Origin of the sequence: Streptomyces sp. GS7 (genome assembly GCF_009834125.1) — a bacterium.
GTDB lineage: Bacteria > Actinomycetota > Actinomycetes > Streptomycetales > Streptomycetaceae > Streptomyces.
In genome coordinates this window covers 4208056-4222433 of sequence record NZ_CP047146.1, presented here as the reverse complement: position 1 = coordinate 4222433, position 14378 = coordinate 4208056, and the positions used below count along the sequence as shown (strand labels likewise).

At 71.0% G+C, this 14378-nt stretch carries 12 protein-coding genes; 7 read left to right on the top strand and 5 right to left on the bottom strand.

Going from position 1 to position 14378, the window contains the following annotated elements; all coding sequences use genetic code 11:
* Nucleotides 1-30: 30 nt before the first annotated feature.
* Complete coding sequence (locus GR130_RS18600) at nucleotides 31-2544, bottom strand: ATP-dependent Clp protease ATP-binding subunit (protein ID WP_328707561.1); 2514 nt, start codon at nucleotides 2542-2544, stop codon at nucleotides 31-33.
* A gap of 313 nt (nucleotides 2545-2857) precedes the next feature.
* Here GR130_RS18600 and GR130_RS18595 point away from each other — a divergent pair, with 313 nt between their 5' ends.
* From GR130_RS18595 to GR130_RS18565, 7 genes are all read left to right on the top strand, one after another.
* Nucleotides 2858-3490 carry a GNAT family N-acetyltransferase gene (locus tag GR130_RS18595; protein ID WP_159505772.1) on the top strand — a complete coding sequence of 211 codons (633 nt, stop codon included), beginning with the start codon at nucleotides 2858-2860 and terminating at the stop codon, nucleotides 3488-3490.
* A gap of 132 nt (nucleotides 3491-3622) precedes the next feature.
* Nucleotides 3623-4486 carry a polysaccharide deacetylase family protein gene (locus GR130_RS18590; protein WP_159505771.1) on the top strand — a complete coding sequence of 288 codons (864 nt, stop codon included), beginning with the start codon at nucleotides 3623-3625 and terminating at the stop codon, nucleotides 4484-4486.
* Nucleotides 4487-4603: 117 nt separating this feature from the next.
* The gene (locus GR130_RS18585) at nucleotides 4604-5647 is read left to right on the top strand and encodes a beta-ketoacyl-ACP synthase III (RefSeq protein ID WP_159505770.1); all 1044 of its coding nucleotides are present in this window, start codon (nucleotides 4604-4606) and stop codon (nucleotides 5645-5647) included.
* An 88-nt stretch (nucleotides 5648-5735) separates the two neighbouring features.
* On the top strand, nucleotides 5736-5978 hold the full coding sequence (locus GR130_RS18580; protein ID WP_159505769.1) for an acyl carrier protein: 243 nt from the start codon (nucleotides 5736-5738) through the stop codon (nucleotides 5976-5978).
* A 3-nt stretch (nucleotides 5979-5981) separates the two neighbouring features.
* The gene (locus GR130_RS18575) at nucleotides 5982-6998 is read left to right on the top strand and encodes an alpha/beta fold hydrolase (protein ID WP_159505768.1); all 1017 of its coding nucleotides are present in this window, start codon (nucleotides 5982-5984) and stop codon (nucleotides 6996-6998) included.
* 789 nt (nucleotides 6999-7787) lie between these two features.
* Nucleotides 7788-7970 carry a hypothetical protein gene (locus GR130_RS18570; protein WP_159505767.1) on the top strand — a complete coding sequence of 61 codons (183 nt, stop codon included), beginning with the start codon at nucleotides 7788-7790 and terminating at the stop codon, nucleotides 7968-7970.
* A 116-nt stretch (nucleotides 7971-8086) separates the two neighbouring features.
* Entirely contained in the window at nucleotides 8087-8821 is a 735-nt protein-coding gene (locus GR130_RS18565; protein WP_159505766.1) for a hypothetical protein, read from the top strand.
* Nucleotides 8822-9072: 251 nt separating this feature from the next.
* On the opposite strand, the gene GR130_RS18560 is transcribed toward GR130_RS18565, so the two are convergent.
* From GR130_RS18560 to GR130_RS18545, 4 genes are all read right to left on the bottom strand, one after another.
* The gene (locus GR130_RS18560) at nucleotides 9073-9657 is read right to left on the bottom strand and encodes a hydrolase (protein WP_159505765.1); all 585 of its coding nucleotides are present in this window, start codon (nucleotides 9655-9657) and stop codon (nucleotides 9073-9075) included.
* Between the two features lie 174 nt (nucleotides 9658-9831).
* Nucleotides 9832-11403, bottom strand: coding sequence for an MFS transporter (locus GR130_RS18555; protein WP_443043623.1), 1572 nt, complete (start codon nucleotides 11401-11403; stop codon nucleotides 9832-9834).
* Nucleotides 11400-11849, bottom strand: coding sequence for a MarR family winged helix-turn-helix transcriptional regulator (locus GR130_RS18550; RefSeq protein ID WP_159505764.1), 450 nt, complete (start codon nucleotides 11847-11849; stop codon nucleotides 11400-11402). The genes GR130_RS18555 and GR130_RS18550 overlap by 4 nt, the downstream gene beginning before the upstream one ends.
* A gap of 360 nt (nucleotides 11850-12209) precedes the next feature.
* The gene (locus GR130_RS18545) at nucleotides 12210-14045 is read right to left on the bottom strand and encodes a glycoside hydrolase family 15 protein (protein WP_159505763.1); all 1836 of its coding nucleotides are present in this window, start codon (nucleotides 14043-14045) and stop codon (nucleotides 12210-12212) included.
* Nucleotides 14046-14378: the final 333 nt, after the last annotated feature.

Sequence of the window (14378 nt, the reverse complement as noted above, 5' to 3'; positions counted from 1 at the left end):
GCCTGTCGGCGGGAGGGCCGGGCGACGGTGCTACGAGCCGCCGACGGCCGCCGCGCCCGCTTCGCCTGACGCGGCCTTGCGCGAGCTGCCTTCCCCGTCCGGCCGGGCCTCCAGGGTCAGTTCGAGTTGACGGTCGCCGATGTCGGCGACGACGGTGTCACCGGGGTTGAGCGAGCCGTCCAGCAACATGTTCGACAGGCGGTTGTCCAGCTCGTTCTGGATGGTCCGGCGCAACGGCCGGGCACCGAACTCCGGCTGGTAACCGCGGTTGGCCAGCCACTCCTTGGCCGCGTCGGTGACCCGGAGCTGGATCTGCTGGGCGTGCAGCCGGCGCCGGCTGCGCTCCAGCAGGAGGTCGACGATCTGCACCAGGTCCTTACGGGTCAGCGCGTGGAAGACGATGACCTCGTCGATGCGGTTGAGGAACTCGGGGCGGAAGTGCGCACGGAGTTCGGCCATCAGGTCGTCCCTGATCTCGTCGACCTCCCCCTTGTGGGCGAGGATGCGCTGGGAGGCGATGTTGCTCGTCATGATGACCACGGTGTTGCGGAAGTCGACGGTGCGCCCCTGGGCGTCGGTGAGCCGCCCGTCGTCCAGGACCTGGAGCAGCAGGTTGAAGACGTCCGGGTGGGCCTTCTCCACCTCGTCGAGGAGCACGACGCTGTACGGCTTGCGGCGGACGGCCTCCGTCAGCTGTCCGGCCTCCTCATAGCCGATGTAGCCCGGAGGTGAGCCGATGAGGCGAGAGACGGTGTGCCTCTCCTGGAACTCGCTCATGTCGAAGCGGACCATCCGGTCGGGGTCGCCGAAGAGCCGTTCCGCGAGCGCCTTGGCCAGTTCCGTCTTGCCGACACCGGTGGGCCCCAGGAAGAGGAAGCTCCCGCTGGGCCGGTCGGGGTCGCCCATGCCCGCCCGGCCGCGACGCACGGCCTGGGCGACGGCGGTGACCGCCTCCTCCTGGCCCACCACGCGCTCGTGCAGGGCCTCTTCGAGCTTCAGCAGCCGGTCGCGTTCGGTCTCGGTGAGCTGGGACAGCGGGATGCCGGTGCGCGCGGAGAGCACCTCGGCGATGTCCTCGGCGGTGACGGCGGCGGCCTGCTCCCGCTCCTCGGCGATGCCGGCCAGCTCTTCCTCCGCCTCCCGGATGCGCTCCTTGAGTGCGGCGGCGCGTTCGTAGTCCTCGGTGCTGACGGCCTCGTCCTTCTCCCTGCGGAGTTTGGTGAGGCGTTCCTCCACTTCGGCGGCCGCGCTCGGGCCTCGCACTCCGCGCAGGCCCACCCGGGCTCCGGCCTGGTCCATGAGGTCGATGGCCTTGTCGGGCAGGAAGCGGTCGCTGATGTAGCGGTCGGAGAGGTTCGCCGCGGCGTCCAGGGCCTCGTCGGTGAAGCGCACCTGGTGGTGCGCCTCGTAGGAGTCGCGGAGTCCGCGCAGGATCTCGATGGTCTCCTCGACGGTGGGTTCCGGCACCATGACCGGTTGGAAGCGGCGTTCGAGGGCGGCGTCCTTCTCGACGTACTTGCGGTACTCGTCGATGGTGGTCGCGCCGACGACGCTCAGGTCGCCGCGCGCGAGGGCGGGCTTGAGGATGTTGCCGGCGTCCAGGGAACCTTCGCCGCCCCCGCCCGCGCCGACGACCGTGTGCAGTTCGTCGATGAACAGAACGATCTTCTTCTCGGCCCCGGCGACCTCGTCGATGACCTTCTTCAGCCGCTCCTCGAACTCGCCCCGGTACTTGGACCCGGCGACCAACCCGGCGAGGTCCAGACCCACCACCCGGCGGTCGCACAGCGCCTTGGGCACCTCCCCGGCGACGATCCGCTGCGCCAGCCCTTCGACGATCGCGGTCTTGCCGACTCCGGGGTCGCCGATGAGTACCGGGTTGTTCTTCGTACGGCGGGAGAGCACCTCGACGGTCTGCTGGATCTCGGCCGCGCGGCCGACCACCGGGTCGAGTTTCCCGCTGCGCGCCTCGTCGGTGAGGTCCCGCCCGTATTCGTCCAGGGTCGGGGTCTCGCCATGGCCGCCCGCCGCATGCTGCCGGCCGCCGCCGTCCAGCGTCCCAGCCGGTGCGCCCTCGGCGCCCAGCGTCTGGGCCAGGCCGGAGCGGGGGTCTTCCAGTAGCGCGGCGAGGATGTGCTCGGGGCCGATGTACGAGGCGCCGGCCGCCTGGGAGCGCGCATGGGCGGCGAGCAGGGCGCGTTTGGCCGCCGGCGTGAGCGCGGGTTCCCCTTCGGCGGTGCCGACGGGCAGGCTGTTGCCCAGGTCCTCGGCGAGCGCGTCCGGATCGGCGTGCGCCTGCTCCAGGATCTGCCGGGCGGCGGGCACCTGCGTGGCGGCCCAGAGGAGGTGCACGGTGTCCAGGTCGGATCCGTCCTGAGCCGCCCGGTTCCCGGCGGCGGCCAGCAGTTCGTGCGAGGAATCGCTGAGCAGCCGGCCGATGGGGACACGCTGCACGGCCGGCGGGGAGGCCGCCGGACTCATGCCGAAGAAGCGGCTGAAGAGATCGGCGAACGGGTCGCCGGACCCGAAAGGGGAAGTCGTCACGGTGGCCACCTGTCCAGCGGGCGGCGCCACGGTGGTGAGCTGCCTGCCGTAGTCGATTTGCCCGTACCCGGCCATTGTTCGACGGCTGCGGCCGGCGGGCGACCTGGGAGGGGCACCCGGGGCGCGCCCCGGCACCGGCGCGCTCGGCTGCCGATTTCCTCCAAGAGCTGTGGCTGGACGGCCAGGTCCGGCATGGTGCGGCCACTGCCACGGACGGGGTTCCGGAGGCCATCTCGATAAATGGGGTGCCGCACCCGACCCCGTCACGTAATGTCCACTCCCGGCAAGTGCCACTTACTCGGGGAGGATGCCGATGGACGCGGAACTCGTCAGGGCCTGGGGAGTCGGCTGGGCCGTCTCGCGCCGGAAGCCGCGGCCCGACGAGCACCCTTGGGGGCTCTACATCGAGGTCGGCAGGCCCGACCAGGTGGGGCGCCATGTGGTGGTCGACGCCGACGAGCCCGCCGTGCGCCGGGCCGCCGCCTCGGTGCGCGTGCCGTACACCTGGCTGAAGGTGCCCAGGGAACCGCAGGAGGTGGCGCCCTGGCTTCCCCGGGGGTGGGTGGTGGATGCGGCGGAGTCGGGCCACCTGATGGCCGTGCGGCTGCGGACCAGCAACCCCCGGGCACCGGAGGGCTATCGGGCGCTGGTGGAGACCGCCGACGGCGTCACGTACGTGCGGGTCTTCGACGCGGCGGGCCGGTTCGCCGCCAAGGGCCAGCTGGCCGCCCTCGGGGAGGCCGGCGTCGTCGACCGCGTGGTGACCGAGGAGGCACACCGGCGGCGCGGCCTGGGCGCATTCGTGATGCGCACGCTTGCCGACCGGGCAGTGGCGGACGGTGTGACGCTCGGCGTCCTGGGCGCGACCGACGAGGGGCGCGCCCTGTACGAGACGCTCGGCTGGAAGCGGCACGCGGCGCTGGCGGCCTGCATCTACCGGCCGTGACCGGCGTCCGCCGGGCCGGCGTCCGCTGTGACCCGGCTCTCCTCTCACCGGCTTGACCCTCACATCAGTGTGAAGGTTCGAGCATGCAGTGCACGCAAGCAGCAACGCACGACGGACATGAGGTGAGAGTTGATGGACAACCAGCTCTACGACTACAGCCCGATCACGGAGCGGGCGCCGATCCACTGGCCCGGCGGCGCCCGGATCGCCTTCTACGTGGGACTCAACGTCGAGCACTACCAGGTCGACCGCCCCTCGACGAGCATCTTCCCCGGCACTGCGGACCTCGCGCCGGACCCGCTCAACTACGGCTGGCGCGACTACGGCCCGCGGGTGGGCATCTGGCGGCTCGTCGACAGCCTCGACCGGCACCGCATCCGGGCGAGCGTGATGCTCAACTCCGACGTCGGCGAACGCTATCCGCAGATCATCCGGGCGGGACGGGAGCGCGACTGGGCCTGGATCGCCCACGGGAAGAACAACTCGGTCTTCCAGGCCGGGATGACTCCCGACGAGGAGCGCGCCTATCTGTCCGAGGTGGTCGGCACGATCGAGCGGACCACCGGCCGCCGGCCGCGCGGCTGGCTGGGCCCGGCGCTCACCGAGACCTTCCGGACCCCGGAGCTGCTCGCCGAGCTGGGTCTGGACTACGTGCTGGACTGGTCGAACGACGACCAGCCGTACCGGTTGAACGTGCCGGGGATGCTGAGCGTCCCTTACTCCATCGAGGTCAACGACATCAGCCTGTTCGTCGGCAGGAGTCTCAGCGGGCCGGACTTCGTACAGATCGTCAGGGACCAGCTGGAGCAGCTGTATGACGATGCGGCGGACAGCGGCCGGGTGATGTCGCTCGTGCTGCACCCCTTCGTGATCAACCAGCCTTTCCGGCACCGGTACTTGGACCAGGCGCTGGAGCACATCGCCGGCCACCCGGGGGTGTGGCTGACGACCAGCGACGAGATCGCCGCGCACTACGCGCGGACATCCGTGGGGTAGCCGGCCTGACGAGGGCGGCCGGGGCGGGACGCCCTCATGAGCCGTCCGGGCACCCCAATGCCACGCGCCCCGGCCCCTCCACCACCTCCCTTATGTCCTATCTATTACATTTACCCCATGTATCAGTCGGAGGACAGGTCGAAGACCCCAGCGGCAGCCACCACCGCGGTACTGACCGGGCTCGGGGCCTGGCTGCCGCCCCACGAGGTGACCAACGACGAGCTCTGCTCCCATCTGGACACCTCCGACACCTGGATCCGCGAGCGCATCGGCATCGCGGTACGCCGCCGGGCCGACCCGAAGACGGCCACCGGCGACCTGGCATGTGAGGCCGGCTCCCGCGCCCTGCGGTCCGCCGGCATCTCCTCGGTCGACGCTGTCGTACTGGCCACCACGACACCGGACCACCCGTGTCCGGCCACCGCTCCGGACGTGGCCGCCCGGTTGGGGCTCGGCAACGTGGCGGCCTTCGACATCTCCGCGGGATGCTCGGGGTTCGTCTACGCCTCGACGGTGGCGGCCGGGCTGATCCGCTCCGGTACGGCCGGGCGGGTGCTCGTCGTGGGGGCCGAGACCATGTCGGCGATCATCGACCCCGAGGACCGGTCGACCGCGCCCATCTTCGGGGACGGTGCCGGCGCCGTCGTCCTGGAGGCCGGACGCCCGGGCCAGGCCGGTGCCCTGGGGGAGGTGGTGTGGGGCAGCGACGGCGAGCGCGGCGACGCCATCGTGATCCCGGTCGGCGGATCGCGGAACCGGGACAGCCGGCACTCGGCGCCGAAGGCCGACTTCTCCGTACGGATGCACGGCAACGAGGTCCTGCGGCATGCCATCCGCCGGATGGTCGCCGCCGCCACCCGGGCGGCCTCGGCCGCGGGATGGGAGCCGGCGGACGTCGACCGGTTGATCGTCCATCAGGCCAACGCCAGGATCAGCGCGGGCGTCGCCGCGGCGCTGGGCATTCCTCCGGAGCGGGTGCCGTCCAACATCGCCGAGGTGGGGAACACCGCCGCCGCCTCGATCCCCTTGCTGCTGGCGCACGCCGCGGCCAGGGGATCGCTGCAGCCCGGCCATCGGGTGCTGGTGGTCGCCTTCGGCAGCGGACTCGCCTGGGCCGCCACCACGCTCGTGTGGCCCGCGGGGGTTTGTGCCGAGCTATGACCGCCGCGCCGTCGCCCCGCGCCTCAGTCAGGGATCCGTCCGTCGTCTCCCCCACGGATCCGCCGCCGTCTCCGTAAGGGAAGTGACCATGTTCGTCCAGCTGAAGAAGATCCTCACCGGGCACGCCGCGTTGCCGGCAGAACCCATCGTTCCGGATGCGACGCTGGCGCAGGCCGGTGTCGACTCCATGGCCGTCACGGTGCTGTCCATGGTGCTCGAAGACAACATGGGCCTGGTCATCGACGAGGACGAGCTGTCCAAAGCGGCGACCGTCGCCGAACTCGCCGACCTCATCGCGCGGCGCGCGTCCGCCGTCGCCGTCCGGGACTGACCCGTGGACACCGACGAACGCCTCCTTGCGCTGACCCTGCGGGACATGGCGTACGCCTGCCGCATCGTCCCGGCCCGGCGCCCGTGCGGCACCGAACCACTGGTGCTGATCGGCGGCGCGCTCCAGGACATGTACTCCTGGCCTCGGCTGGAACGGCGGCTCACGGAGCACACCACGCTGATGCTGATGGACCTGCCCGGCACCGGCAGCGCCGGCGACCTGGCCTCGACCGCCGGCTTCGACGTGCTGGCGGACGCGGCGCTGCACGCCATCGACCAGCTCGCCGTGCCCCGGGTCAATCTGCTCGGCGCCTCCTACGGCGCCCCCATCGCCTACCGCCTGGCCCAGGCCCACCCGGATCGCGTGGCGCGCCTGATCCTCGCCGGCGCCACACCCCGCGTCGGACCGCGCCTGACTGCCGTCGTCCGCCAGGGACTTGAGCTCATCGGCGCCGACGCCGGCACCGGCACCGGCGCGCCCGCCGACGACTCCGCCCGGCAGGACTACGCCCGCAAGGTCGTCGACATGCTGGTCAACAGCGCCACCCGGCACGAGGTCGCACAGGGGCCGGCGGTCGCCCGGATGCTGGAGCGGCAGCTCATGCGGACCTCCTACAGCGCCGCCCTGCGGCACGCCGCCTGCCACGAACGCCTGCTGGACGTCGATCTCTACCCGCCGGGCGGCATCGACACCGTCCGCACGCTCGTCTTCACCGGTGAGCACGACTGCACCAGCTCGCCGGAGGAGAACCGCGCCGTCGCGGCCACCATCGCCGACGCGGCCTTCCTCCTGATCCGCGACGCGGACCATATGGCCCATCTCGAACGGGACGCCGAGTACGCCGACTTGGTCACCCGCTTCCTGCGGGATCGGCCGCTGCGGGACCTCCCGTACTGCCGGTATCCGGATGCCCCGGGTCGCCCCGATCCGCAGGGCGCGGTCAGCGGTGCCCCGCAGCATCCGACGCACCCGCACTCTCAGGCTGCGGGGCCAAAAGGCCCTCAAGTGCCTTGCGGATGACCCGATCGAACCGATCGCCGGCGTCCTGCGCCGGGCAGCCGCGGTGAGATACGCCGCCTGGGCCGTCCGGTGGGCGCCGGGCGAGCGGTGGCTCTCCGGCTCGGTTCGGACGAGCATGGCGATCAGGGCGGTCAGTACGGCGACCGCCTCCAGCTCGGCGGGGCCGGTCACCCCGTGCACCGGAGCCAGCGCGCGGAGGGCGAATGCGAGGTGGTCCAGCCCGCGCGGGCCCGTCCGCATCGGCTCCGGCGCCCCTCCAGTAGCCAGGGGTACCGGAGTTGGACCCGCCGCGTACGGGTGGCCGGCGCGACCGGGTCCGCCACCGGGCCCCGGTCGGTTCCGCGGTGAGGCCGATCTCGCCGGTCGCGGCGTCCACCATGAGGTCCACCAGGTCGTCCCGGCCCACCACCTGGCGGTAGAGCGACGCGGGTCCGGTGCCCGGTTCCCCAGCCGACTGCCGTACGGAGGCCGCTGACAGCCCGCCGGCGTCGGCCAGCCGGATCGCTGCCGCGGTGAACTGCCCGTGGCTGCCACCGGCGGCGTACATTTCGGTGGCCTCACGGCCGGTGACCCAGCGGACGATGTCGAAGTCGCGCACGCCGCAGTCGCGGAAGGTGCCGCCCAGACGGTCACCCTCTCCACCGGCGGCAGCGCGGGTCCGGGGTGGTGGACCGGAAGGTGTGGCAGCGGCCCCGTGTTCGCCGCTGAGGACGGCCTTGCGCACGGCCGAACAGCCCGCGTGGAAGCAGCGGTTGCAGCCGATCCGCACCCCGACGCCTCGGGCGGGGAATGCGTCGATCCGACCAAGGCCCGGAATTCCCACAGCCACCGCACCACAGCGTCGCGACGCTACGGGCCACCGGCGTCACCATGCTCCTCGGCACCGGCGGGTTCGTCCCGCACGCGCCGAAGCAAGGCGACCCGGACGCGCACCGCACCCGTGGCGCGGCGCTCGACGCCCTGCCCGCCTGAACAGGCGTACGGAAGCCGTCTGCACCTTCCCGGCACCACTGGGCGGGCATTCTCAGACAGGCGTGCTCTACTGCCGCAACATCGAGTCTTTCCACTACACGGAGGAGGAATTCCAGATGAAGCAGAGCCGGACATCTGCGCCTGTGCCGTCACCCTCACCGACCGCCGTCGACCAACCGGCGGTCAGCCGGCGATGGGTGCTGGCCGGCCTGGCGGCAGCCGCGCCGGTGGTGCTCGCCGGCTGCGGCGGCCACAAGGGAGGTGGCAAGAAGACGGCGACCGAGCCCTCCGGCGCACCTGCCGCCGGAATCGCCGCGTCCGACGGCACCGTCATCATGATCATCAGGCATGGCGAGAAGCCGGACTCCCAGCACCCCGGTATCGACGAGCACGGCCACAAGGACCACAAGTCCCTCACCCAGCGCGGCTGGGACCGGGCCAACGCGCTGCCCAAGCTCTTCGACCCGCCGCAAGGTCACCCCCTGCCGGCCGGCATCGTGCACCCGCGGACGATCTACGCCGCCACCGACCAGGGCCCCAACGCGGGCGCCCATCGCATGCGGCAGACGGTCACGCCGCTGGCCCACAAGATGGGCATCAAGCTGGATCTGACGTATGCCGAGTCCCAGGAAGCCGCCCTGGCCAAGGCGGCCGTGGCCGCCACCCAGCCGGTACTGATCTGCTGGGAGCACAGCCGCATCCCCGGTATCGTCAAGGCTCTCGGCGCATCCGGCTCCGGCGTCCCCGCCAAATGGCCGGACCGCTTCGACCTCGTCTGGGTCTTCACCCATACCAAGGGCGCCTGGCACTTCCGCCAGGTCAACCAGCACCTGCTGCCAGGGGACGCATAGCGGCGACGTACGACGACGCGGACTGCGCGGAGCGCCGGGTGCCCGCCGCGCACCCGGCAGCCGGACCACCGGGGAATCCCCCGTTCCTTCACCCCAGGGGTTGAGCAGGCATGCCGACCCGAGGGCCGATGCGGGCGCGCCCCGCCGGATGATGCACTGTTCTCCGGAATCGGTACTCGATCCGGACCGGGAACGGCAGGCATGAGGGGAGCCGGCATGAGGGGATTCACGGAGTACGCGTCAGCGGGATGTCAGCCGCGGGTCGCGGCGAGGAGATCGATGACCTCCGCAGTCGTCCCGCTCTCGCCGAGACGGGGGAAGATGCGCTCGATGCTGTTGCGGTGAGCCTCGGGATCCACGTCGCTCATGGCGTCGGTGGCCAGCGTGACGTGGTAGCCGTGCTCGTGAGCGGCACGGGCGGTGGATTCCACTCCGATGCTGGTGGCGACACCGCCGAGGACGATCTGGGTGATGCCACGGCGGCGCAGCTGAAGGTCGAGGTCGGTGCCGTGGAAGGCACCCCAGTTGCGCTTGGTGACGAGGATGTCCTCGGGGTGGCCGGACAGTTCGTCGACGATGGTGTCCCAGCCCGGGGGCGGGGTGGCGTTCCGCTGCCGGGTCTCCGTGCGCCCCGGAACGCGGTCCGCTCCGTCGGCCGCGGCGGTGACCCGTACGAGGACGACCGGAGCGCCGTGGGAGCGGAAGGCGTCGGCGAGTCGGGCCGCGCGGGAGACGACTTCTTCACCGCTGTGCGGGACGGCCGGGAGGCCGACGATGCCGCGTTGCAGGTCTATCAGGACGAGTGCGGTACGTGCGTCAAGAGTGGTGAGGGACATGCGATGTGTGGGTCTTTCTGAGAGGTGATGAACGTGACCTGATGGGGGATGTGCGGTGATGGGACGTGATGAGAAGTGCCCCTGGGCGGGGTGTGCCCGTGGTCGGGCATCTTCCATGGCGGGGGTGCCCTGGTGGGAATCGCCTGCCACGGAAGGGAGTTGGCGGCGCGGCCCTTAATCGGCTCTTCCTTTCCCGTCGGCCGGACCACCGGCTCCGTCCGTGCCCGCCACGCCTTCCACCTCCGCCGGGCCGCGCGTATCCACCGCTCCGTCCGTGCAGTCCGCGCTCTCGGTGCCGTCCGGCGCGGTCGCATCCGGGCGATTCAGGCGGTTCGGGCGGCGCAGTGAGCTGTCCACGGCGGTGGCTATCAGGAGCAGCACGGCGCCGCCGAGCATGAAGAGGGCGAGGTGGTGCAGGCCGGTGGTCTGGGCACGGCGGGGGAAGAAGGCGGCGTTGGCGGCGGAGGCGATCATCGCGCCGAGGTAGGTGAAGGTGCGCAGCAGGCCGGAGGCGGAGCCCATCCGTTCGGGGTCGGCCTGGTGGTAGAGGGCGCTCTGGTTGGCGAGGCCGATGAGGCCCTGAGGGATGCCCATGAGGGTGCTGACAGCGATGAGCAACCAGGCCGCGCCGGTGGGATGGACGAGCAGGAGCGTGCCGCAGGCGGCGATCTGGACGGTACTGCCGATGAGGAGTTTGGCGCGCAGTGCCTGGTGGCGTCCGGTGATGCCGCTGACGACCAATGCGCTCAAGGAGAGCGGCAGCAGGACCAGTCCGGCCTGGGACGCGTGCAGGCCGCGGGCTTGTTCGAGCCATTGGGTGAAGCCGTAGAGGAACGCATAGGAGGCGGTGTAACTGAGGACTTGACGCGCGAAGGTGGCCTGCAGCGGGGCGCTGCAGGCAAGGAGTCTCAGGTCGACAAAGGGTTCCGCGACGCGGAGTTCGCGTGCCACGAAGGCGGTTGCCGCCGCCCCGGCGAGCACCAGCAGGTAGCCGTCGGCTGCCTGAGGGCGCATCAGGAAGAGCATGAGGAAGGTGAGCAGTGCGGCGAACAGCGCCATTCCCAAGACGTCCACGCGACGGCCCAGGCGTGCGGTCCGGGCACCGTCCGCCGGATCGGGAGCGGGAGACCTCGGCAGGCGCCGGGCACCCAGGAAGAGGCAGGCCAGGGCGAGCGGGACGTTGACGGTGAAGACGGTGCGCCAGCCGCCGACGCCGATCAGCACTCCACCGAGGGTGGGGCCGATGACCGCGATGGTCTGGGTGGCGACGGCAAGCGCGGTCAGCACTCCTGCGGGGCCGTCGTGGCCCGTGCGCTTGGCCTCGCTGCGGGTGAGGTACATGGAGGCGGGATAGGCGGCCGAGGTGCCGAGACCGAGGAGGACCCGGGCGGTGATCAGCGCGTCGAGGGAGGGGGCGAGGGCGCCGAGAAGTCCGGCGATGCCCACCAGTGCCGTACCGGTGAGGTAGAGGCGGCGCGGCCCGTACGTGTCGACCAGTCGCCCCATGACGGGCTGGCCGACGGCGGTGGCCAGATAGAGCGCGGAGACCAGCCATGCCGTCTGCGACGGGGGTGCCCCGAAGGCGGTCCCGATCGGCACCAGGGCGACCGCGATCATCGAGGAGTTGACCGGGTTCAGCACCGACCCCAGGATCATCGGGCTGATCAGCTTGCGGTCGAAGTCCTGCGGCGAGCCACCGGAAGGGCGGCGCGGGGCGCGGGCGCGGCGTATGAGCCTGCCGCTCACGGCTGAGTGAGGCGTTCCAGCAGGGTCATCGCCTCGATGACCCTGCGGCGCTCGCCCTCCGTGAAGCGGTCCTGGAGGGCGCGGGCCAGCCACTCCTCGCGAGCCTGCCGGTTGTCCGCGACGCGCTCGCGGCCGGCGGCGGTCAGCGTGACCAGCTGCCGGCGGCCGTCCGCGGGGTCCGGGTGGCGCTCGATCAGCCCGTGCTGGGCGAGCGCCGCGAGGGTGGCCGCCATCGACTGGGGGCGGACCCCCTCCGCTGCGGCCAGGGCGCTGGCGGAGGAGTCCTCACTCTTGCCGAGCACGGTGAGTGCGGAGGTCTGGGAGGGGGTGAGGTCCTGGGTGTCGGCGATCTCCCTGAGTCGGCGGCGCAGGCGGCTGAACACCACGCGCAGATCACGGGCCGCACGCACGGCCGACTCGGAGATCCCCTCGGGGCTTGTTGCCATGCCTCGACGATAATTCCTTCAGTCCAGACTGTCCAGTTCAATCTACACAGTTCCACCTGTCCAGTTTGGCCTGTGCAGATTGGTCTGCGCAGGCTGAGCGGTCATGGGCTGCGCAGAATGGGCCGTGCATCGAGGCCATGCGTCGGGGCCATGCGTCAGGACCGTGTGCCGGGACGGTGTGTCGGGACTACGGAAGCCGCGCGCTCGGCCGATACCGTCCGAACCGATCGCCTCACGCAGCACCCCCCCGTACCCCATTCCCCGTCCCGCGCCCCCGTCGTGCGGGCAACCGCTCCCGTGCGCCCGTGACCGGTGACCCGTGCGGCCTGAGAAGGCGTGCCCCATGACTCCAGCGCGTGATCACCCGAGGGCCCGGTCGAGGTTGAATGCCGCGCTGATCAGTGCCAGGTGCGTGAACGCCTGGGGGAAATTGCCGATCTGTTCGCCGGTGCGGCCGATTTCCTCGGCGTAGAGGCCGAGGTGGTTGGCGTACGTGAGCATCTTTTCGAAGGCCAGGCGGGCCTCGTCGATGCGGCCGGCGCGGGACAGCGCCTCGACGTACCAGAACGAGCAGATCGAGAAGGTGCCCTCTTCGCCGCGCAGTCCGTCCGGGCTGCTCCTGGGGTCGTAGCGGTAGACCAGCGAGTCGGACACCAGCTCCTCGCCCAACACGTCCAGTGTGGAGAGCCATTTCGGATCGGTCGGGGAGATGAACTTGGCCAGCGGCATCATCAGTACGGCGGCGTCGAGGACATCGTCGCCCTCGTGCTGGACGAACGCCCTGCGCTCGACGGACCATCCGCGCTGCATGATGCGCCGGTAGATCGCATCGCGGGCTCGGGCCCAGCGGAGCGTGTCCGCGGGCAGTCCGCGGTGCCTGGCGATCCGCATGGCCCGTTCGATGGCCACCCAGCACATCAGCTGCGAGTACAGGAAGTTCTGGATTTTGCCACGGGTCTCCCAGATCCCCTCGTCGGGCTGATCCCAGTTGTCGCAGACCCAGTTGACCAGTTCGCTGACGGTGTCCCAGTGTTCGCTGGAGAGCGGTTGCCCCCATTTGTCGTAGAGGTAGAGGGAGTCGATGAGGGCACCGTAGATATCGAGCTGGAGCTGGTCGACGGCGTTGTTGCCGATCCGTACGGGGGCGGATCCCAAGTGGCCTTCCAGGTGGAGGAGTTCTTCCTCGGGGAGTTCGCGGCGGCCGTCGATGCCGTACATGATCTGGAGCGGTCCTTGGGCGCAGTCCTTGAGGCAGATCTTGTGCGAAAGGAAGTGCACGAAGGACTCCGCTTCGTCGGTGAAGCCGAGCCGGAGCAACGCGTAGATGCAGAATGCGGCGTCGCGGACCCAGGCATAGCGGTAGTCCCAGTTGCGCTCGCCGCCGATCTGTTCGGGCAGGCTGGTCGTGGGCGCGGCCACGATGGCGCCGGTCGGCGCGTACGTGAGGAGCTTGAGGGTGAGCGCGGAGCGGTGCACCATCTCCCGCCAGCGCCCTCGGTAGCGGGAGTGCGAGAGCCAGGCACGCCAGTACCGGACAGTGGCGCCGAACAGCTGCTCGGCCTCCAGCACCGCACAGGACCGCGGTTCGACACCGTTGCCGATCCGGTCCAGTGCGAAGACCGCGACCTCGCCCTCGGCCAGGGTGAACGAGGAGCGGGCGTCCGGGCCGTTGATCTCGACCGGGACGCTGGACGTCAGCGCGAGGGAGAGATCCTCGGAGTCGAACACGGTCAGGCCGCTCTCGACGCGCACCCGGTGCGGTCGCCGACCGTAGTCGAACCGGGGCGCCACCCGTACGCTGAACGGCAGCGAGCCGCGCACGCACAGCACCCGCCGGATCAGCCGGTGCCGGTCCGCCTCGCGCGAGTCGTCCACGATCGGCATGAAGTCCTGGACCTCGCCGACGCCGTGGTCCGCGAAGAACCGGGTGATCAGGATGTTGGTGTCGGGGAAGTAGAACTGCTTGGTCCGGGCCGGCACATCGGGCGAGAGCTCGAACGCGCCGCCCCGGTCGGCGTCCAGGATCGCCGCGAAGACGCTGGGCGCGTCGAAACGGGTGCAGCAGTACCAGTCGATGGTGCCGTTCGTACCGACGAGGGCGGCGGTACGCATGTCGCCGATCAGGCCGTGCTCGGCGATGGGGACGTAGCGGGGCGCGTCCGCCTTGCTGGGGCGGAGGCTCGCAGTGGGCGTCATGGGGCCTCCCCTGCGCTGGGTCCACGAGCAGGAGCAGTGGATTCAGGCTACCTCCGGGGGGTGCGGCGGGCGAGCGGCGTCAAGATCGCGTAAGGGCCGCCCGGCCCTCCCCCGCCCCGTTGCTGCACAGCGCGGCGCCCCGCCTGCCGGGCCCGTAAGGGAGCCGCAAATTCGGTACGCGACAGGGCCCGTTGCACTCCGCGACGGCCTAAGTTCAACCGCGACCAAGGCTGCCGCCGAGCGCTCGCGGCCGACGGGCCTACCCGGCGCCGGCAGACCACCAGGCACCGTGCCCAGCCCTACCCGCCCCCGGGTCCGCAGCCCGGACTCCGG

Bases quoted from the DNA above. Each gene is read 5' to 3' on its own strand.
- GR130_RS18595 (WP_159505772.1), top strand. From the start codon at position 2,858: ATGGACGCGGAACTCGTCAGGGCCTGGGGAGTCGGCTGGGCCGTCTCG.
- GR130_RS18590 (WP_159505771.1), top strand. From the start codon at position 3,623: ATGGACAACCAGCTCTACGACTACAGCCCGATCACGGAGCGGGCGCCG.
- GR130_RS18585 (WP_159505770.1), top strand. From the start codon at position 4,604: ATGTATCAGTCGGAGGACAGGTCGAAGACCCCAGCGGCAGCCACCACC.
- GR130_RS18580 (WP_159505769.1), top strand. From the start codon at position 5,736: ATGTTCGTCCAGCTGAAGAAGATCCTCACCGGGCACGCCGCGTTGCCG.
- GR130_RS18570 (WP_159505767.1), top strand. From the start codon at position 7,788: ATGCGTCGATCCGACCAAGGCCCGGAATTCCCACAGCCACCGCACCAC.
- GR130_RS18565 (WP_159505766.1), top strand. From the start codon at position 8,087: ATGAAGCAGAGCCGGACATCTGCGCCTGTGCCGTCACCCTCACCGACC.
- GR130_RS18560 (WP_159505765.1), bottom strand. From the start codon at position 9,657: ATGTCCCTCACCACTCTTGACGCACGTACCGCACTCGTCCTGATAGAC.
- GR130_RS18550 (WP_159505764.1), bottom strand. From the start codon at position 11,849: ATGGCAACAAGCCCCGAGGGGATCTCCGAGTCGGCCGTGCGTGCGGCC.
- GR130_RS18545 (WP_159505763.1), bottom strand. From the start codon at position 14,045: ATGACGCCCACTGCGAGCCTCCGCCCCAGCAAGGCGGACGCGCCCCGC.